This window comes from Streptomyces sp. NPDC002206, from assembly GCF_053593595.1.
In genome coordinates, this window is the sequence record NZ_JBSFCW010000011.1 from 38,307 (window position 1) to 58,232 (window position 19,926).

At 69.8% G+C, this 19,926-nt stretch carries 16 protein-coding genes; 4 read left to right on the forward strand and 12 right to left on the reverse strand.

Translation table 11 applies throughout. From position 1 onward, the window contains the following. The 5 genes from ACWCP8_RS21405 to ACWCP8_RS21425 form a co-directional block, all read right to left on the reverse strand. On the reverse strand, window positions 1-915 hold the full coding sequence (locus ACWCP8_RS21405; RefSeq protein ID WP_352268131.1) for an ABC transporter permease: 915 nt from the start codon (window positions 913-915) through the stop codon (window positions 1-3). Continuing rightward, on the reverse strand, window positions 912-1,982 hold the full coding sequence (locus tag ACWCP8_RS21410; RefSeq protein ID WP_352268132.1) for an ABC transporter permease: 1,071 nt from the start codon (window positions 1,980-1,982) through the stop codon (window positions 912-914). The genes ACWCP8_RS21405 and ACWCP8_RS21410 overlap by 4 nt, the downstream gene beginning before the upstream one ends. A gap of 76 nt (window positions 1,983-2,058) precedes the next feature. Next, window positions 2,059-3,903 carry an ABC transporter substrate-binding protein gene (locus ACWCP8_RS21415; RefSeq protein ID WP_352268134.1) on the reverse strand — a complete coding sequence of 615 codons (1,845 nt, stop codon included), beginning with the start codon at window positions 3,901-3,903 and terminating at the stop codon, window positions 2,059-2,061. Between the two features lie 145 nt (window positions 3,904-4,048). Then, on the reverse strand, window positions 4,049-5,413 hold the full coding sequence (locus tag ACWCP8_RS21420; RefSeq protein ID WP_451117499.1) for a M20/M25/M40 family metallo-hydrolase: 1,365 nt from the start codon (window positions 5,411-5,413) through the stop codon (window positions 4,049-4,051). Continuing rightward, window positions 5,410-6,312 carry a MurR/RpiR family transcriptional regulator gene (locus tag ACWCP8_RS21425; protein ID WP_352268137.1) on the reverse strand — a complete coding sequence of 301 codons (903 nt, stop codon included), beginning with the start codon at window positions 6,310-6,312 and terminating at the stop codon, window positions 5,410-5,412. The genes ACWCP8_RS21420 and ACWCP8_RS21425 overlap by 4 nt, the downstream gene beginning before the upstream one ends. A gap of 114 nt (window positions 6,313-6,426) precedes the next feature. Between ACWCP8_RS21425 and ACWCP8_RS21430 the strand changes: the two genes are divergently transcribed. The 3 genes from ACWCP8_RS21430 to ACWCP8_RS21440 are packed head-to-tail and all read left to right on the forward strand — an operon-like array spanning window position 6,427 to window position 10,456. Then, on the forward strand, window positions 6,427-7,050 hold the full coding sequence (locus tag ACWCP8_RS21430; protein WP_382835290.1) for a helix-turn-helix domain-containing protein: 624 nt from the start codon (window positions 6,427-6,429) through the stop codon (window positions 7,048-7,050). Between the two features lie 5 nt (window positions 7,051-7,055). Beyond that, window positions 7,056-8,429, forward strand: a complete 1,374-nt coding sequence (lysA, locus tag ACWCP8_RS21435) for a diaminopimelate decarboxylase (protein ID WP_451117501.1) — start codon at window positions 7,056-7,058, stop codon at window positions 8,427-8,429. Further along, the gene (locus tag ACWCP8_RS21440) at window positions 8,426-10,456 is read left to right on the forward strand and encodes a prolyl oligopeptidase family serine peptidase (RefSeq protein WP_451117503.1); all 2,031 of its coding nucleotides are present in this window, start codon (window positions 8,426-8,428) and stop codon (window positions 10,454-10,456) included. The genes lysA and ACWCP8_RS21440 overlap by 4 nt, the downstream gene beginning before the upstream one ends. Before the next feature lie 87 nt (window positions 10,457-10,543). Here the strand turns inward: ACWCP8_RS21440 and ACWCP8_RS21445 are convergent, their stop codons facing one another. From ACWCP8_RS21445 to ACWCP8_RS21470, 6 genes are all read right to left on the reverse strand, one after another. Next, the gene (locus ACWCP8_RS21445; RefSeq protein ID WP_451117505.1) at window positions 10,544-11,698 is read right to left on the reverse strand and encodes an anhydro-N-acetylmuramic acid kinase; all 1,155 of its coding nucleotides are present in this window, start codon (window positions 11,696-11,698) and stop codon (window positions 10,544-10,546) included. A gap of 80 nt (window positions 11,699-11,778) precedes the next feature. Further along, window positions 11,779-12,801 (reverse strand): ABC transporter ATP-binding protein, encoded by a 1,023-nt coding sequence (locus ACWCP8_RS21450; RefSeq protein WP_352268143.1) that lies wholly within the window; start codon window positions 12,799-12,801, stop codon window positions 11,779-11,781. Beyond that, complete coding sequence (locus ACWCP8_RS21455) at window positions 12,798-13,838, reverse strand: ABC transporter ATP-binding protein (RefSeq protein WP_352268144.1); 1,041 nt, start codon at window positions 13,836-13,838, stop codon at window positions 12,798-12,800. Before ACWCP8_RS21455 ends, ACWCP8_RS21450 begins: the two co-directional genes overlap by 4 nt. Next, on the reverse strand, window positions 13,838-14,749 hold the full coding sequence (locus tag ACWCP8_RS21460) for an ABC transporter permease (RefSeq protein WP_352268145.1): 912 nt from the start codon (window positions 14,747-14,749) through the stop codon (window positions 13,838-13,840). Before ACWCP8_RS21460 ends, ACWCP8_RS21455 begins: the two co-directional genes overlap by 1 nt. Before the next feature lie 3 nt (window positions 14,750-14,752). Beyond that, a complete protein-coding gene (locus ACWCP8_RS21465) occupies window positions 14,753-15,751 on the reverse strand; it encodes an ABC transporter permease (protein WP_352268146.1) in 999 nt (332 codons plus the stop codon). Window positions 15,752-15,884: 133 nt separating this feature from the next. Then, window positions 15,885-17,717 (reverse strand): ABC transporter substrate-binding protein, encoded by a 1,833-nt coding sequence (locus tag ACWCP8_RS21470; protein ID WP_352268147.1) that lies wholly within the window; start codon window positions 17,715-17,717, stop codon window positions 15,885-15,887. A 282-nt stretch (window positions 17,718-17,999) separates the two neighbouring features. Here ACWCP8_RS21470 and murQ point away from each other — a divergent pair, with 282 nt between their 5' ends. Next, complete coding sequence (gene murQ, locus ACWCP8_RS21475) at window positions 18,000-18,908, forward strand: N-acetylmuramic acid 6-phosphate etherase (RefSeq protein ID WP_267006683.1); 909 nt, start codon at window positions 18,000-18,002, stop codon at window positions 18,906-18,908. Between the two features lie 62 nt (window positions 18,909-18,970). Here the strand turns inward: murQ and ACWCP8_RS21480 are convergent, their stop codons facing one another. Then, window positions 18,971-19,918, reverse strand: a complete 948-nt coding sequence (locus ACWCP8_RS21480; protein WP_352268148.1) for a MurR/RpiR family transcriptional regulator — start codon at window positions 19,916-19,918, stop codon at window positions 18,971-18,973. Between the last annotated feature and the right edge of the window lie 8 nt (window positions 19,919-19,926).

The following is a 19,926-nucleotide window of genomic DNA, read 5'->3' on the forward strand; positions in this document are numbered from 1 at the left end:
TCAGCCCACCATCCGCGGGTTGAGGACGTGTTCCACGGCACGCCCGGTGAGGGTGAAGCCGAGGACGACGAGAAGGATCGCGATGCCGGGCGTGCCGACGTACCACCAGGCACCTGAGGTCATGGCGCCCTGGTAGAAGGCGGCATTGAGCATGGAACCCCAGGAGACTCCGGTCGGGTCGCCGAGACCGAGGAAGGTCAGGGTGGCCTCGGAGAGGATCGCCGAGGCGACCGTGAGCGTGGCGGAGACCAGGATCAACGGGGCCACGTTCGGGAGGACATGACGGATCATCACCTGGCGGTTGCCTGCGCCGAGGACCTTGGCGCGCTCGATGAACGGGCGGGCCTCCACGGCGAGGGTCTGGGCACGGACCAGGCGGGCGGTGGATGTCCAGGAGGTCACTGCGATGGCGATGGTGATGGACGCCGTGCCCTGTCCCAGGACCGCGGCGAGGGAGATGGCCAGCGGCAGGCTGGGCAGCGCGATGAACCAGTCGGTGACATGCATCAGCGCCTTGCCGAGCTTGCCCGGGTAGTGGCCTGCGAGCAGTCCGATCGTGGAGCCGAGCACCATGGTGAGCACGGTCGCGATGACGCCGATGGACAGCGAGGAGCGCGAACCCCAGATCAGCAGGTCCACCACGGAGCGGCCGGCCTGGTCGGTGCCGAGGAGGTAGCCGGAGCCGGGCGCGGAGAGCAGCGGGCCGTCGACCTTGGTGACGTCGAGCTGCTCGGGGCCTATGAAGAGCGGGGCGCAGAGCGCGAGGATCGTGGCGACGAGCAGGATGCCCAGGCCGACGAGTCCGGACGGGCGCTTGGCATAGGCGCGAGCGAAGCGGCCGACGGAGGCCAGCCGGGGAGGCGAACCGGCCGGGGTGGCCCCGGCGGTGATGTCAGTGGTGTCGGAAATCGTCATCGCACACGCACCCGGGGGTCGAGGAAGCGGTAGAGCACGTCGGCGAGGAGGTTCATCAGGATCACACTGGCGCTGAAGATGATGAACGTGCCCTGCAGTACGGGGATGTCGGGCACCTTGAGTGCCTCGATGGTCAGCGAGCCGAGACCCGGCCAGCTGAAGACGGTCTCGACCGTGATCGCACCGCCGACCATCGTGCCCAGGTGAAGAAAGATCACGGTCACCGAGGGAAGCAGCGCGTTGGGCACGGCGTGCTTGCGGCGTACGGCGTCGTCGACAAGTCCCTTGGCCCGGGCGGTCAGCAGATAGGGACTGCCCAGCTCATCGATGATCGACGAGCGCATGATCGACACATACTGGGCGAAGACCACAAGCACCATCGTCAGACACGGCAGCACCATGTGGCGGGCCACGTCGAGAACATGGCCGAAGCCGGTCGCACCGAGCGACGGGTCGGACATGCCGCCGGAGGGGAACAGATCGAGGCCGACGCTGAGCCAGATCAGCAGGATCATGCCCAGCCAGTAGGTGGGCACCGACCAGAAGGTGAGCGCCGCCGAGGAGGTGATCTTGTCGAAGAGGCTGCCGTGCCGCCACCCGCTGCGTACCCCCAGCCAGAGGCCGACCACCACGGATATCGCGGTGGCCGTGCCCATCAGGAGCAGGGTGGGGCCGACGCGCTCGCCGATGAGCGAGGAGACGGACTGCTGGTACTGCCAGGAACGGCCCAGATCCAGGTGGACGACGTCGTTCACGAAGTGCAGGAACCGCTCCCACACCGGCTGGTCCAGGCCCAGTGTCTGGCGCAGATGAGCCATCTGCTCATCGCTGGTGGGCCGACCGCGGGTCATCGTCTGGACCGGGTCCGAGGGCATCAGCTGGAAGATCACGAAGCCGATGCCCAGGACGATGACGAAGCTCACGGCGGCTGCGGCGAGCTTGGTGCCCAGGAAGCGGAGGAAGTCTGCCCGCCCCGAGCCCGGGCGGGAGGCGGCGTCGGCCGCGTCGCTCCCGGGCACGGGGCCGACGGCGCTCGCGCTGTCGGACGTATCGGACGTAATGGTCATGAGTTCTCGATCTGCTCGGTCTGGTGGACCCCGCGCACCCGGTGCTGCGACCGGGTGCGCGGGGCGGGCGAGGTGGTTACTCCCGCTCGTCGGCCGACGAGCGGCGCTTGATGCCGAAGGCGAGGCCCGCCACGACGAGCACGCCGATTCCGATGCCGGCCCACAGAGTGGTGGAGCCCGACGAGGCTTCCTTCACGGCGGCGACCGGGGTGGCGCTGCGGAACTGGCCGAAGGTGTACTGCATCGGGTAGACGCCCGCGGAGTCCGCCTTGCCGACCGCGAGGTTCTTCACGGTGCGGGCGTTCGTCGCGCTCAGGCCCGTGGCGTAGTACAGGATGACGTTGTTGTCGGCCTTGTAGAGGATGTCCTGCATCTTGCCGACGGTCGCCGCGCGCTGCGCCGGGTCGAACTCGGTGACCTGCTGCTTGAAGAGCTTGTCGAACTCCTTGTCGCAGTGGAAGGAGTCCGTGGATCCGCTCGTACCGTCGTCCAGCGGCAGCGCGTCGCAGTTCTGGATGGAGAGCAGGTACGTCGGGTCGGGGCCGGTGCCCCAGCCGTCCATCAGCAGGTCCCAGTCACCCTTGGCGAGATCGTCGTTGAGCTTGGTGGAGCTCAGCGGCTCGGCGGTCAGCTCGACACCGATCTGCTTCATCCACCCGGTGAGGTAGGTGGCGATCTGGGTGTCGGTGGCGGCGTCGGAGTGGGTGCCCAGGCGGAGCTTCAGCGGCTTCTTCGTCTTGGGCGAGACACGGATACCGTCCTTGCCCTTGGTGTAACCGGCCTCGTCCAGCAGGGAGTTGGCCTTTGCGATGTCGTACGACTGCTCGTCGCCCGGGGCGGGCTTCCACGCCCACTGCTTCCAGGTGGGCGGGATGTAGCCGGCGCCGACCTGGCCCAGGCCGTCGAGCACCTTGTCGACGAGGGTCTGCTTGTCGGTCGCCAGCGCGATGGCGCGGCGCACGGCGGCGTCGGCGAGAGCCGGGTTCCCGGTGCCGATCTTCTTGCCGGAGCGGGTACGGGCACCGGAGTTGAGGGCCACGCTCATCCAGCGGCGGCCGGCGTTCTGGAAGGCTGTGGTCCGCTTGTCGCTCTGCAGCGCCTTGAACTGGGTGGAATTCAGATCGGATACGTAGTCGAGCTGGCCGCTGCGCAGTGCGGCGACAGCGCCGTCGACGGCCTTGTAGCGCTGCTGGACCAGATGGTCGAACTTGGGGGCGCCGAGGACGAAGTCCTTGTTGGCGTCGTACTTGACGTACTGCTCGGCCTTGTAGGCAGTGAGCGTCCAGGGACCGTAACCGACGATGTCGCCGGAGTCGTTCTTGAAGTCCTTGAGGTCCGTGACGTGCTTTTCCCAGACGTGCTTGGGGACGATCGGCACGCCGCTGTACGGGATGGACACGAACGGGGTGTTCGCCTGGGGCTTCTTGGTCTTGATGACCAGCGTCGTGGCGTCGGGCGCGGTGACCGAGTCGAAGTTCTCGACGAGCGAGCCGTTGGCAGTGCCTGCCACCTCGTTCGTCCGGATCAGGTTGAGGGTCCAGGCGGCGTCCTCGGCGGTGATCGGCTTGCCGTCCGACCACTTCAGTCCCTTGCGGAGGGTGAAGGTCCAGGTGAGCTTGTCGGCCGACGGCGCCCACTTGGTCGCCAGGTACGGCGCGGGGGTGCCGTCGGTGTTCAGGGAGTTCAGGGAGGGGTAGACGGCGCTGAAGACATCCAGCGAACCGGCGAAGTACGCCAGGAACGGGTTGAGCGAGTCGATGCCGTTGCCGGTCATCGCGGCGCGCAGTGTGGTGCCCTTGGTGTCGGCGGCGGCCCCGGGGGCCAGGGCGACCGAGCCGAGGGCGAGAGCGCCGGTGAGGGCTGCGGCGGCCAGTGCGTTGGCACGTCGGCGTGTCGCGCTGCGGACCATGGTGTGTGTCATTTCGTGCCACTCCAGGAGCGTGGGTACGGCGCGGACCACGGGGGTCCGCGACGCACCGGTGAACGTGCTGTGTGCTGCCTTGCTGTGGCGAGCCGGGGCAATGCCGCGTGGCTCGCCTGTCGTGCGGCCGGTGACGGCCGTTGAGTCAGCCCGCTACGGGGCTGGAGGGATCCGCCCGGAGGAAGGTGTCCAGGACCCGGACACCGAAGGCGAGGCTGTCGGTGAGGACGTGCTCGTCGACGCCGTGTACGTAGTCCCAGGTGTTGAAGCCGGGCGGGGTGGTACCGGGGGCGAAGCCGTAGCCGGCGATGCCCAGCCGGGCGAAGGCTTTGGCGTCGGTGCCGCCGGACATGCAGAACGGCAGGACCAGGGCCTGCGGGTCGTGGGCACGCAGGGCGTCCGCCATGGCCGCGAACTCGGGCGAGGTGTGGTCGGCGGCGACCGGCTCGGTCCAGCTGGCGAACTCGCGGGTCACCTCGGTGCCGAGCACCGCGTCGACGGCAGCGAAGAACTCCTTCTCGGCGCCGGGCAGGACCCGTCCGTCGATGCCGGCGGTGGCTTCGCTGGGGATGACGTTGTGCTTGTATCCGGCGTTCAGTCGGGTCGGGTTGAGGGAGTTCGACATGGTCGACTCCACCAGCCGGGCGGCCTCGCCGAGTTGGGCGACGCTCGCCGGGTCGGCCGGGTCGATCGTGATGCCGAGCTCCGACCCGAGCCCGTCGAGCAGCGCCTGGACCGGCGGGATCAGACGAACCGGCCAGGTGTGAGCGGCCAGTTCGGCCACGGTGCGTACCAGAGTGGCCACGGCGTTGTCGGGGTTGCGACGGGAGCCGTGGCCCGCGGTGCCGTGCGCACTGAGGGTCATCCAGGCGCTGCCGCGCTCGCCGGTGGCGACCGGGTAGAGGCGGCGGCCGTTGGGCAGATGGACGCTGTAGCCGCCGGACTCACTGATGGCGGCGGTGACGCCCTCGAAGAGTCCGGGGTGCTTGTCGACGAGGAACCCCGCTCCGTACGCGCCGGTGTCCTCCTCGTCGGCGACGAACGCCATCACGATGTCGCGCGGCGGGCGGGTGCCGGTCCGGGCGAATCCGGTGGCGCAGGCCAGCATCATCGCGTCCATGTCCTTCATGTCCAGGGCGCCGCGGCCGCGTATCGCGCCGTCGGTGATCTCGCCGCTGAACGGATCGAAGGACCAGTCGGAGGGTTCGGCGGGCACGACATCCAGATGGCCGTGGACCAGCAGTGCGGGGGCCAGCGGGTCGGCGCCCGGGATCCGGACCACGGTGGAGGCGCGGCGCGGCTCCGACTCCAGGACCTGCGGCGCGTATCCGGCATCGGCGAGGACTTCGGCCACCCACTCGGCGGCTTCCCGCTCGCCGCGCGAATCGCCGCCGCCGTAGTTGCTGGTGTCGAAGCGGATCAGCCGCGAGCAGTGGTCGATCGCGTCAGTGGCCAGTGCCTCGTGGTGGGTGAACTGTTCTGCGGAAGGGTCGGTGAGCTCCTGGATCACGGAGCAGTCCTCTCAGGCGGGCCGGCGGGGGTGGCGCCCTCGCCGTCGCTCAGGGCCCAGGTGAGTGCGTGCCGGCGCTGGGCGCGACGGGCCGCGCCCTTCGCGCCGGCCGCGGCAAGTGAGGCGAGCAGATGGCCGGTGGCGGTGACGGCGGTCGGCGAGTGGGTGCGCGACTCGCTTCGGGTGTTCACCGCGAGGACGTGGGTGGCGTACGCGCACACCGGGCTGTCGTAGCCGTCGGTGACGGCTACGACCGTGCCGCCCAGCGCATGGAACTCACGGGCCACGCGCACGGTGTGGCGGCTGTAACTGCGAAAGCTGAAGGTGATCAGTACGTCCTGGTCGCCGGCGTCGGCGAGGGCGGTGACGGCCGCTCCCACTCCCGGCTGGACGAGGGTGACGTCACGGAGCGCGGCGGAGAGATCGGCGGCAACCAGAGCCGCGTACCCGATGGACTTCATGTCACCGAACACCCAGCGGCGGCGGCCTGCGACCACAGCGCGCGCGGCGAGTTCCAGGGCGCCGTTGGCGTGCAGCGCGTCGAGGGTGCCGGCCAGGTTCTCCTGCTCCCGGGCGAGGATGCGGCGCAGCGCGGTGCGGTCACCGGGTTCGCCCTCCCGGTCGGCGATGCGCTGGTCGGGAACGGGTAGCCGGCGGCCCGTCTCACGGGCGGCGCAGGCACGCAGGTCCTCGGTGTCGGCGAAGCCCGCCATGGCGAGCAGCTGGTCGAGATCCTCGGCGTTCGCGTCGGCGGCCCGCAGGAGTTGGGCGGGGCGCCGGGACAGTGCGGCGGGGAAGTCCGCAGCAAGTACGGCGTACAGGCGGGCAGCCCCGGGGCCGCAATGCGCAGCGGCGCGCTCCAACAGGCGAAGCACAGGATCAGGTGTCAGGACAGACATCAAAACCTCCCTCCATGCGCTCAACTCCACTGCTGCGACCAGGGATTTCTTCCCTGAGTATCACTTGCTGGCGGATACATTGATCTAAGGTGGCGCGAGTATTACTGTCACCGCATGCCTGAGTCAAGGGATGTTCCAGCCCCCGCCCCGCCGACCGTCGACTCACCGGTCGAGGCGTCCGCAGCCGATCGGGCAACCGCCCAACTGGCCAAGGTCGTTGCCTCGGCGCGCAGGACGGCAGGACTGACCCTGGCCGCCACCGCGGCCGGGTCGGGCCTCTCGCCCGCATATGTCTCGCAGATCGAATCCGGCTCGGCGAATCCGACCGTCCGCAGCCTGGCGCGGCTCGCCGGAGTGCTGGGTCTCGAACTGCACGAACTGCTCGGCACCGGACGTGACGACACGTCCGACAACAGCCCGTTCCCGGCGCGTTTCACCACACTTCCCGGATTGACCGCAATGTCGGACAGTCAAGGAATCTGGAACATGACGGCTCATGATGCGACCGTGCTCCATTCACGCCTGATAAGAGGCGAACCGGGCGATCACGCCCGACCGATCCGGCACGCCGGAGAGGAACTCGTGGTGGTGCTGGCCGGACAGTGCCGACTCCGCGTCTCGGACACCGCGCGCGTGCTGAATCCGGCCGACGCCTGCCACTTCGCCGCATCCGAAGAACATCAGATCACGCAGACCAGCGACGACTTGCTTCTGCTCGTCGTCCTCACGAAGGAGTGACGCAGGTGGTTCCACCCGCCGACTACGCGCCCGACGCCGGCCCCACCCGCGCCGCGGGCCCGGACGAAGCACCGGACATCTGGCCGCTCACCGCCAAGGACATGGACGGCGAACTGCAGGTGGGCTCCGTGCCGATGACGGGTCTCGCCCAGGCCTGCGGCACTCCGCTCTACGTCGTGGACGAGGCGGACTTCCGCGAACGTGCCCGCCAGTGGCGGGAGTCCGGCGCCGACCGTGTGCACTATGCGTCCAAGGCCTTCCTCTGCCCGGAGATGGTCCGCTGGGTCGGCGAGGAGCGTCTGCACCTGGACGTCTGCAGTGTCGGCGAGCTCGAACTCGCCGTCGCCACGGGCTTCGATCCCGCCGACATCGTGCTGCACGGCAACAACAAGCTCCCCGCCGAACTCCGCTCGGCCGTGACACACGGCGTCGGGGTGATCGTCGTCGACTGCGCCGAGGAGATCGACCGTCTCGCCGGCTACGCGGCCGACGCCGGCCGGGTCCAGGACGTGTATCTGCGCATCGCGCCGGGCGTCGCCGCCGACACCCACGACTACATGGCCACCGGCAGCGACGACGTGAAGTTCGGCTTCCCGGTCAACGGTGGATTCGCCGAACGGGCGGTCCTCACCGTCAGTGGCATCCCCTCGTTGCGGCTGACGGGCATCCACTCCCACCTGGGCTCGCAGATCCTCGACCCGTCCGGCATCCGGCGGGCCGCCTCGCGGGTGGCCGCATTCGTCCGCATGTTCACCGAGCGGCACAGCATACGCATCGAAGAACTGGACCTCGGCGGCGGCGCCGGAATCGCCTATGTGCCCGGCCAGCAACGGCTGGCGCCCGCCGAGTTCGTAGCCGCGCTGCGGGCCGGGGTCGCCGAGGAGATGGACCCAACCTCCGTTCGGCTCGCGGTGGAGCCGGGCCGCTCTCTGATCGGCACCGCCGGTGTCACGCTCTACGAGGTCGGTGTGGTCAAACAGGGCCTCGCGCGACGCTTCGTCTCCGTCGACGGCGGTATGAGCGACGCTCTGCGCCCCGCCCTCTACCAGGCCTCGTACACCGCCTGGACCGCCAACCGCAGGCTGACCGGCCGACCCGTGCACTCCCTCGTCGTCGGCCGGCACTGCGAGAGCGGCGACATCGTCGTACCCGACATCGCACTCCCGGCCGACCTGGCCGTCGGCGATCTGCTGGCTGTGCCCGCGACCGGCGCCTACCACCACGTCATGGCCAGCAACTACAACTTCCAGCCGCGCCCCGCCGTCGTCGCCGTCCGCGACGGGCAGGCGCGCCTCATGGTGCGTCGCGAGACCCCCGCCGACCTCTTGCTCCGCGACGGCGCCGGCGCCGCCATAGACCTCTCGGGAGACCTTCGATGATCGAGCGCCGCGTCCTCCCCCACGGCGAGTGGCCCTCACCACTGACCGCCGATTCGACCGCGGCCGGCTCCGGGGCCACGAGCTGGCCGTCCGGCGTCGGCGACGAGACCTGGTGGTGCGCCAACGATCCGGCCACGGCCACCGTCCGGCTGCTGCGCACCCGTCCCGGGCAGGCCCCCGAGCCGGTGCTGGCGGCGGGTGTCAGTGTGCGCAACCGTTCGCTGGGCTACGGCGGGCGCCCGTACGCGGTCCGGCCCGGCTCGGACGGCGGCGCGCATCTGCTGGTCTTCACCGACCACCGCGACCAGCGGCTGTATGCGGCCGGGACCGCCCCGCTGGGAGCGGGCGTTGCGAGCACCCCGATCCCGCTGACTCCTGCCGATCCACCCGAGTACGAAACCTGTTGGGCGGACCCGGTGTTCGCGCCGGGTGGCACCGAGGTCTGGCTGGTCCGGGAGGTCACGCAGGCAGCCCGGGAACCGGGCGAGGATCCGGCCCCGCGCACCCGCCGTGACATCGTCGCCGTGCCGCTCGACGGCTCGGCCGCCACCGCGCCGGACCGGCTGCGGGTGGTCGGTCGCTCCCACCACTTCCTGTCCACCCCGCGGATCAGCCCGGACGGACGGCACCTGGCGTGGCTCGGCTGGGACCACCCGCAGATGCCGTGGGAGACCACCGAGTTGATGGTCGCGCCGCTGGTCGACGGCGTCGCGGGCGAGCCGGTGCGGGTGCTGGGCGGCGATGCGGTGTCCGTACCGCAGGCCGAGTGGGCACCCGACGGCACGCTGTACGCGATGGCGGACCCGGACGGCTGGGCGAACCTCTTCCGGATCACCCGGGCGTCCGACGGGAACTGGCGCGCCGAGTGCGTATTGCCCATGGAGCGGGAGTGCGCGGGTGCCCTGTGGCGGGTCGGCGCGAGCTGGTTCGCGGCCACCGCAGCCGGAGTGGTGCTGCGGCACGGCGTCGGCGACCAGCGGCTCGCACTGTGGGATCCCGCCGACGGCACGCTGCGCGATCTGGCGGCCGAGTGGACGGAGTTCGGCTCCGACCTGTGGGCGGACGACCACGCCGCTTTGCTGCTGGCGGCCTCCCCCACGCTCGGCCGCGCCGTGCTGCGGGTGCCGCTCGACGGCAGCGCTCCGGTGCGCTGCAACGGTGAGCGCGACACCACGTACGACGCCTGGCGGGCAGTGCCGGAGCGGCGGGTCGCCAAGGCCGCGGACGGCGGCGAGGTGCAGTACGTCTACTACCCGCCCACCAGCCCGGACTGCACCGGCCCGGCAGGCGAGGCGCCGCCGCTGCTGGTCCACATCCACGGCGGGCCCACCAACTCCAACGGCGCCGCCCCCGATGCGGAGTTCTCGCTCTTCTGCAGCCGGGGCTTCGCCGTCGCCGCCGTCGACCACGGCGGCTCCACCGGCTACGGCCGCGCCTACCGGGACCGGCTGCGGCACACCTGGGGCGTCACCGACGTCGAGGACTCGGTGACGGTGGCCTCGGAACTGGCCGCCGCCGGGCTCGCGGACCCGTCGCGCACCGCGATCCGGGGCGGCTCGGCGGGTGGCTGGACGACACTCGCGGCGCTGACGTCGACCGACACCTTCTGCTGCGGTGCCGTGTACTACCCCATCAGTGACCCGGAGACCTGGATCTACGGACAGACCCATGACTTCGAGTCCCGCTATATGGAGTATCTGGTCGGGAAGTTGCCCGAGGACCAGGAGCAGTTCGACCGGGTGTCGCCGATCCGCAAGGCCGGGCAGATCACCGGTCCGCTGGTGATGCTGCAGGGAGCGGACGACTTCATCTGCCGCCCCGACCAGGCCGAACGCATCGTCGACGCAGTGGCCCGACGCGGGCTGTGGCACCGCTACTTGCTCTTCGAGGGCGAGGGGCACGGCTTCCGCCAGGCGTCCAGCGTGAGCGCCTCACTGCAAGCCGAGGCGGAGCTGTACGGGCACGCGATGCGCATCCACGTCGACCTCTCGGACACCAGCGGCGCAGCGCCGGGGGCGCAGGGCTGAGCAGCCTCCCGTGCCCGCAGGAGCGTCGCGGTTCGGCCACCCGGACGGTTCGCTCGCCCTCCGGGCCCGGCGGGCGCGGAGGCGAAGTCAGCAGCTGAAGCGGGCGGCTGCCGGAGCCCCGGTCAACGGCTCCGGCAGCAGCAGCGGCCCGTGGCCCGGGGTGATCCGGCCCAGCAGCCGTCCTCCCGTCGCCCCGGTGCAGCTGGACAGCGTCCCAGGCAGGCCGTGCGCGGTGAACCAGCCGAGCAGCGCAAAGGCCACCGCCTCCTTGGCGGCCGAGGGCAGTCCCAGCGCGTCCGAGCGCAGCAGCTCGACCCCCGGCAGCAGTGCCCCGATCCGCTCGGTCAGCACCGGGTTGTCCGCGCCGCCGCCTGACACCACCAGGGTCCGCAGGCCTCGCTCCCGTACCGCGTCCGTAACCGTGCGTGCGGTCAGTTCGGCCAGGGTGGCCAGGAGGTCCTCGACCGGGAGCGGGAGGCGTCCGGCCAGGTGCCCGGCCAGGTAGTCGGCGTGGAAGAGCTCCTTGCCGGTGCTCTTCGGCGGCTCGCGCCGGTAGTACGGTTCGGCGAGCAGAGCGGCGAGCAGCGCCGGGTCCACCTGTCCGGCGGCGGCGAGCCGGCCGTCCTCGTCGTACGGCCGGCCGGTCCCGGTCAGCGCGGCCGCGTCCATCAGGGCGTTTGCGGGACCGGTGTCGAAGGCGACCGGCGCGCCGTGGCCGAGTGATGTCAGATTGGCGATCCCACCGAGGTTCAGCGCCCCCGCCGGACCCGGCAGTCCGCTGAGCAGCAGCGTGTCCAGGAGCGACACCAGGGGCGCGCCCTGGCCGCCCGCCGCCACGTCCGCGGTGCGTACGTCGGACACCACCGGCACGCCCAGGCGCTCGGCGATCCAGGCGGGCTGGCCGAGTTGCAGGGTGCCGCGCACGGTCCCGTCGTCCACCCAGTGGTAGAGGGTCTGGCCGTGCGAGCACACCAGGTCGACCTGCCCGGCCGCGGCCAGTGTCGCCGCGGCGGCGTCGGCGAAGGACTGCCCGATGAGGGTGTCCAGGCGGCACACCGCGGCCAGCGTCACATCCCGCGGGGGCAGCGCGTCCAGGATCTCGGCACGCAGATCGGCCGGGTAGGGGTGTGCAGCCGCGTGAACGAGGGTGCCGTGCAAGGTGTCGCCGTCGAGGCGGAATTCGACGACGGCCGCGTCGATCGCGTCGTGCGAGGTGCCGGAGCTGAGTCCCAGGACTCTCACAGGATTCCTTTCTGAACATGGGTGCGGGCGGGCCCGCACCCATGGAAGGAGCGGGCCCGCCCGATGCCGGGGGCGAGAGGTCAGACGGCGGCCGGCGCGATCTCCACACCGACCACGCGCCGCGCCGTGGGGTGGAAGCAGGCGTGGAGCTGCCCGGACTCCCCCACCGCTTCGAGGACGGGCCGTTCGGCCGTGCAGCGCTCGGTGGCGAACGGGCAGCGGGGGGCGAACAGGCAGCCGTCCGTGGCCACCTTCTCGTCCAGCGGGGCCAGTGGCGCCAGCCGGTCGGGACCGGGCTCCTCCAGACCCCGCATGATCGGGATCGCCGACAGCAGGCACTGCGTGTAGGGGTGGACGGGCCCTTGGATGACGTCGTCGGTGAGGCCACTTTCGATGACCTGGCCGCGGTAGATGACGTGCAGCTCGGTGCCCTCGCCGACGTACCGTGCCGTCGCCACGTCGTGGGTGATGAAGACCAGCGAGATACCCAGGCGTTCGCGCAGGTCGTGGAGGAGGGCGAGGATGCCCAGGCGCATCGAGACGTCGATCATCGAAACGGCCTCGTCGGCGATGAGCACCTCGGGGTCGACGGTGAGCGCGCGGGCGATGACCACGCGCTGGCGCTGACCGCCCGAGAGCTGGTGCGGGTACTTGGGGAGGACCCCGTCCGGCTCCAGACCCACCAGTTCCAGGAGTTCCGAGGCCCGTGCCCGTACACCGGATGCCGAAGCGGCGCCGCCCGTCTCCTTCGCGCGCATCCGCAGCGGGTCGCCGAGGATCTGCTCGATCGTGCGGGTGGGGTTCAGGGCAGAGTACGGGTCTTGGTGGATCATCTGGATGCGGCGGAAGTACGGGGCACGCTTGCGCGGCGAGAGCTTGGAGAGCTCCACGCCGTCGACCACGAGCTCGCCGCCGTCGAAGGTCTCGATCCCCGTGAGGATCTTGCCCAGCGTCGTCTTGCCGCAGCCCGATTCGCCGATGAAGGCGACGGCACCGCCCTTGGGGAGCGTGAAGTCGACGCCGCGCAGGGCGTGGACCGTGCGCTCGCCGGTGAAGGCCCCGCGGGAGTGGTAGGTACGGGTGATGCCGCGCGCCTCGATCACGACACGTCTCCCTTCGGGGTGGGGGGGCTGACCACGGCGGCGTCCGCGTGGCACGCGCGCTGGTGGCCGGCCGAGTGCTCCGCGAGCTGCGGCTCGTCCTCGGCGCAGATGTCCATCTTGAATGCGCAGCGGTCGCGGAACACGCAACCCGTCTTCGGGATGGTGGTGAGGTCCGGGGGGCGGCCCGGCAGGGCGCGGGCTGCGGCCGGGTCGCCGACGATGCGTGCCGTGGCGCCGATGAGAGCCTTGGTGTAGGGGTGGGTGGGGTTGCGGAGGAGATCCAGCATCGGGCCGTGCTCGACGATCCGGCCGCCGTACATCACGGCCAGGTTGTCGGCGAGCTCTGAGACCACGCCCATGTCGTGGGTGACGATGAGGGTGCTGAGGTTGTTCTCCTCGTGCACCTGGCGGATGATCTTCAGCACCGCAGACTGGGACAGTACGTCCAGAGCCGTGGTCGGCTCGTCCAGGATGAGGACCTTGGCGTTCAGAACGAGAGCGAAGACGATGCCCAGGCGCTGACGCATGCCGCCGGACAGCTCGTGCTGATAGGAGTCCAGAACGCGGTTGCCGTCCAGGCCCATCCGCTCGGCGAGCTGCTTGGCGCGGGAGAGCAGGCCCGGGAGGTCCTCGACGTCGTGCGAGCGGCCCAGGTCCAGGATCTGCTTGCCGATGGTCTTCAGCGGGTTCATGGAGTTCTGCGACGCCTGGAAGACGTAGCCGAGCGCGGAGCCCCGTACCGTCCGCATCGCCTTGGCGCTGAGCGCCGTCACGTCACCGATGCCGTCGACGTGGATGGCACCGCCTGCGATCCGGCCCGGCTCGGGCACGGCGTTCATCAGGGACAGGGCCAGGGTCGACTTGCCCGATCCGGACTCCCCCACCAGACCGGTGATCTCACCGCGGCGCAGGTCGAGGGAGGCCTTCGCGACAGCCGGGTACTCCGTGCCGTTGATGCGGTAGTGGACACTGAGGTCGCGTACGCGGACCTCGGCCTCCCTGGCCTCGGGCGCGGCCTTCTTCGTCGGCGTGGTCATCAGCGCTCCCTCAGTCGCGGGTTGAAGAGCTCGTCGATCGCGTCCAGGAACAGCACCACGCCCATGATCAGGAGCAGGATGCAGGTGAGCGGGGCCAGCAGGTAGAAGATTGCCTCGGGGCTCTGCAGCGCTCCTCCGGAGAACACCGCCTGGTTGATCATCACGCCCCAGTTGGTGCTGGTGAACGGCACGATGCCGAGGAAGAACAGCCCGACCTGGGCTTCGACGAAGCCGATGACCGACAGGAGCAGGTGCATCGCCACGTACGGGGCGATGTTCGGCAGGAGCTCGCGGACGATGATGTGCCGGCTGGGCAGCCCGAGGCCGCGTGCGGCCTCCAGGAAGCCGCGCTCGCGCAGGCTCAGCGCCTGGGAGCGGACGGCGCGGGCGATGCCGCCCCAGCCGACGACGCCGAGCACGAAGCCCATCTCCAGCGGGCTGTCGAACTTCCACACCGTGGTGAGCACGACGAGCAGCGGCAGGCCGGGGACCGTGAGCACGAAGTCGGTGACACGCATCAGCGCGGAGTCGGGCAAGCCGCGGTGGAAGCCGGCCAGGAGCCCGACGGTGGTGCCGATCGTCGAGGCGAACAGGGCGGCGAGGGAGCAGGTGAGCAGTACATAGCGGCTGCCGACGACAGTGGCCTGGAGCACGTCGGAACCGGCGAAGTCGGTTCCGAGCCAGTGCTCTGCGCTCGGCGGCTGATAGATCGCGTCCGGGTCGATGGTGAGCTGGTCGCCGTAGAGCATCGGGCCGAAGGTGCCCATCAGGACGAACAACACCAGGATGGACAGGCCGATGATCCGGCCGGGCTTGCGCGTGAGGACGCGCCAGATGCCGGTCCAGCGGGAACGCCTCGCCGAGGGGGCATCAGCCGGACGGCGCGGCTCGGTGAGCGTCGCGGTGGTCATTGGTCAGCGCCTCACTCGGGGGTCGATCACGGAGTAGAGGAGGTCCGCGACGATGTTCGCAAGCACCACCGCGGTGGTGATCAGCAGGAAGGCACCGGTCATCAGGGGGTAGTCGCGCTTGCCGATGCTGTCCAGCAGCAGCTGCCCGATGCCGGGGTAGTTGAAGGTGGCCTCGATCAGGATCGCTCCGCCGAACAAGGTGCCGAACGAGAGGGCGAGGGTGGTGAACAGCGGCAGGATCGCGTTGCGGCCGATGTAGCGCATCCGCGTGCTGGGGGTGATGCCGCGCAGCTCGGAAGCGAGGATGAAGTCGTCACCGAGGACGGAGACCACGCTGGAGCGCATGCTGAGCATCCAGCCGCCGTAGGAGATGAGGACGTACGTGGCGACCGGGAGGATCGCGTGGTACGCGACGGACGACACGTACTCGACGTTCCATCCGGGGTCCACCAGGAGCGTCTCGGAGACGGTGCCGCCGTACGGCAAGGCCCCCAGCTTGGTGTAGAAGACGGTGATGAGCAGGATCGCGATCACGAACGACGGGATGCCGGCGATCATCGAGGCGGCCAGGCTCAGCCCGCTGCCCAGGCGGGACGACCGCTTCACCGCCGCGACCACACCACTGCTGACACCGATGCAGAAGCTGATCAGCAGGCCGCTCATGATCGGGATGACGGTCCACGGCAGGGCGTCGCCGATGACATCCGCGACCGGCACTCCGCTGTAGGAGATCGAGATCCCGAGGTGACCGTGGAGCAGGTCGCCGATGTAGTGCGTGTACTGCGTGAGCAGCGGGTCCTGCGAGGTGAACCCGTAGATGATGGAGGCCTTGGCCTTGGCGTCCTGGGAGTTCATTCCCATCGCGACGTACTTCTCGTACGCCACGTCGCCCGGTTTGCCGGGCAGGGCGTGGACGAGGAAGAACGTAAACGTGGCTACGATCCAGATCATGACCGCGCCGCCGACCAGTCGGATCGCGATGGTGCGCGCCAGTCCCTTCACGTTCCTGCACCTCCTTCCTTGTCGTAGGGGGTTGTTGTAGGTCAGCGCGCGATCGGGGCGACGGCCTGGTGCGGCTGCCGCCCCGCGGTGGTGCGCCGTGCGGTAGTTGCTCGGTGCGGTTACCCCGCCTGGATCACTTGCCCTTGGCCTGGATGTAGCCCTGCATCATCCACACGCCGGGCTGGTTGGCGAGGATCTCGTCCTGCCCGTTCTTCGGCCAGTTGGTGAAGTTCTTGTCGTAGGTGAACTTCACGTTGGTGTAGTCCCACATCGGGATGACGGGAACTTCCTGGTTGGTGGCCTTGACCAGCTGTGCGATGACCGGCTTCTTGGCCTCGGTGTCGAGGCCGGCGAGGCTGGCGGTGAGCTGACCGGGGTTGATGGACTGCCCGTCGACGGTGAAGGTCTCGTCGCCGTGCATCCAGTTGCCGTCACCCTTCTTCTCGGTGTGGGTGACCTTGTCGCCGTTGGCGACGAAGCCGTCGCTCTCGCCGTACAGGCGCTGGAAGTTCTGGCGCGGGTCTGCGCCGACGGCGGTCAGCCACCAGCCGACGTCGAACTTCTCGGCGGCCATGTCCGTCTGGTAGGCGCCGAAGTCGGCGGAGAGGGCCGGCTTGGTCTCGATGCCGAAGGCGGTGAGCTCGTTGGCGACGACGGTGGAGGCGGCGATCCAGTCACTGAACCCGTTGACGGTCTGCAGCGTGATCTTCCACTGCTTGCCGTTCGCCAGGTACCACTTGCCGCCCTTCTGCTTCAGGCCTGCGCCCTTGAGCAGCTCGGTGGCCTTCGCCTCGTCGTGGGCGTACGGGTTGAGCTTGCCGACCGCGTCGGCGCCCAGCCACTGCTCGGTCGACTTACGGATCATGCCGGCGGGGGCGGTGGAGGCCATGCCGCCGACCGGCTGGCCCACCTTGGTGATGGCCTCGCGGTCGAGGATGTACGTCAGGGCCTGGCGCACATCCTTCTTGTCGTACGGTGCCTTGCTCTGGTTGAAGGCGATGGAGGCGTTGACGTAGGAGGTGCCGTCGGCGCGCTTGTAGCCCTTGGCCAGGATCTGGTTCAGAACGTTCGTGGGGATGGCGGTGAAGGGCGCGGCGTCCAGGTCACCGTTCTTCATGAAGCCCCAGATCTGCTCGTTGCCGGAGTAGTGGCGGATGACCACCTGGCTCGGAGCGATCTTGCCGAGGTCGTAGAAGTACTTGTTGCGGACGAGGATGGCCGAGCCGGGGTTGACACGCTTGACCACGAACGGGCCGGCCGAGACGTCCTTCTTCGGCGCGAAGGCCGCGATGGCCTTGCCGGTCTCGTTGAGCTTGTCGACGGCGGCCTGGGCGGCCTTCGCCTGGGCCGCGTCCACCTGCTGGCTTGCGGCGATGGTGTCCCAGATGTCGGCCGGCACAAGGTGGCCGTATACCGACTTGGGGACGATGGACTGGCCCAGGATCTGCTTCGCGAAGTTCGCGTTGTTGGTCCCGGCGGCCTGCTTGAACTCGATGTCGTGCTTGCCGACGGCGGTCACGGAGGCGACGTTGAGGCCCTCACTCAGCTGGCCCGAGCCGACCGAGGCGGTGCCCTGGGTGAGCGCGATGGCCATGGACATCTTGATGTCCTCGACGGTGACCGGCTTGCCGTCGGACCACTTGGCGTCGGGCTGCATGTGCGCGACCAGCGTGTCGCCCTTGATCTCCCAGCTCTTGGCGAGGCCCGGGAAGGCGTCGTTCGCGTCCATCGGGTTCTTCTTCTCGAACCCGAGGCGCATCGAGTTGTAGCTGAGGAACGTGTTCCCGTTCGGGCTGTACGGGTTCATCGGCGCGCCCGCGGTGATCGGGTTGTTCGCGTCGACCGTGGTGAAGACGCCACCGCCGTTGGCGCCGTTCTTCGCACCGGAATCCGGTGCGCACGCGGCGAGGGTACCGAGGGTCGCGAGGGCGGCGGACGCTGCGACGAAGTGCTTGAACCGGACCATAGCGCGTGGTCTCCGATCGGCAGGCAGAAGTGGAGTGTGTGGGACAAGGTCTGGGGGGTGTGCAGACCGTAGGAGCGGCGCCATGGGTATGTCAATGAGTTGCGTTGGCTGAATCCAGTTCGTAATTTACCGCCACACCTGACGGCCGAGATCGCCCGAATCGAGGTGAGAGGTCGACAAAGGCACCATTCGCTCTGGTGGAAACTTACGCTCAACTGTCAATCCATGTGGCAAAGTTACGCGCGCTCTTCCGCCCCGCCCTCCCACCGAGAGGAAACCGCGATGCACCCGCAGCTTCCGGTACGAATCGACGCCCCCACCGAACGCCGTAACCCCCGCACCCGCGACATCGACGACGTGCCTACTCTGGAGGTGCTGCGCCTGCTCAACGCCGAGGACCGGATCCCGGCCGAGGCAGTCGCCGCAGTGCTGCCCGACATGGCCCGGCTGGTGGACGAGACGGCGCGCCGGATCCGGGCGGGTGGCCGGCTGCACTACTTCGGCGCGGGCACATCGGGCCGCCTCGCCGTGATGGACGCCGCCGAACTGATCCCGACCTTCAGCCTCCCGCCCGGCATCGTGGTCGCCCATCACGCGGGCGGACTGCGCGCACTGGTCGAACCGGTGGAGGGCGTCGAGGACCAGGAGTCCGCCGGGGCGGCCGATGCTGCCGAGGTGGGGCCGGGTGACATCGCTGTCGGCATTGCCGCCAGCGGCCGCACTCCCTACGTCGGCGGAGCCCTGCGCGCCGCTCGGGCGGCGGGCGCCTTCACCGCGCTGGTCAGCGCCAACCCCGGGGCCGAGCTGGCGGATCAGGTGGACATCCACCTGGGGGTGGACACCGGCCCGGAGGCGATCGCGGGCTCCACCCGCCTGAAGGCCGCCACCGCGCACAAGATGGTGCTCAACAACCTGTCCACGGCAGTGATGGTGGCGCAGGGTCGTACGTACTCGAACCTCATGGTCGATGTGGCCGCCAGCAACGACAAGTTGCGCGGCCGGGTCCTCAACATCGTGGTGGAGGCGACCGGGCTCGACGAGGACCGCTGCGGCGCTGCCCTTGCCGCCTCGGGAGGGGAGTTGAAGACGGCTCTGGTCGGCCTGCTCGCCGACTGCTCCCCGCAGCAGGCGCGCGAGGCGCTGGAGGCCGCCGGCGGGAGCGTCCGCGCGGCCCTGCGCACCCTCGTCTGAGGGCTGACAAGGATGCCCCGTGACCCACCGGGTCGCGGGGCATCCTTGTCACCGGAGAGCGGTCACTGCGGGGATCGCCGCCGGTGCACCGCCGTGTACGTGCGCTCCAACGCGCGTGTCGTGCGGCTGTAGTTGCGCTGGGCCACCCCGACGAACAGGCAGTCCACCAGCGTCAGCGCGGCGATCCGGCTGGACATCGCGCCGGACCGGAAGGTGGTCTCACGCCCGGCGGTGGTCAGCACGTGGTCGGCCACCTCGGCGATCGGCGAGCGCGGGAAGTTGGTGATGGCGATGGTCGTGGCACCGTTGTCCCAGGCCTCGCCCAGCGCTGCCACGGTGTCGGTGGTGGCGCCGGTGTGCGAGATGCCGATCGCCAGGTCCCCCCGGCCGAGCAGCGCCGCGGAGGTGAGCGCGCCGTCGGGGTCCGGCCAGGCGGACGCCCGGCGCCCGATGCGGTGCAGCTTCTGCTGGAAGTCGAGCGCGATCAGCGCGCTCGCGCCGACGCCGTACAGATCCACCGCACTCGCCCCGACCACTTCGTCGATCGCCCGCTGCAGGACATTGAGGTCGAGTTGGGCAATGGTGTCCTCGACCGCGCGGGCGTCGGCGAAGCCCAGTTTGCCGACCACGTCGGCCAGCGAGTCGCCGGGCCCGATGTCGCTGCCGGCGCTGGACCAGGCGAGGCCGCTGTCCTCGCTGCCGGCCGCCGAGGCAAGTTTGATCCGCAGGTCAGGGTAGCCCTTGAGGCCCACGGCCCGGCAGAACCGGACGACGGTGGTCTCGGAGGTGCTGCATTCCGCGGCGAGTTCGCTGATGGTCTTCCCGGCGACCCCGACCGGATCGGCGATCGCGGCTTCGGCGACCCGCCGCTCCGAGGGTGGCAGAGAAGGCAGCAGGGCCCGGATCTGCACCAGCACCGTCTGTGGCGGCGTCGCGCGCTCTGCGGTGGGTGCTGCGGAGCGCCGGGGGACGTCGCCGCCTCCGCGCTGTCGGTCACGTGGGGCAGCCATGTGGGAAT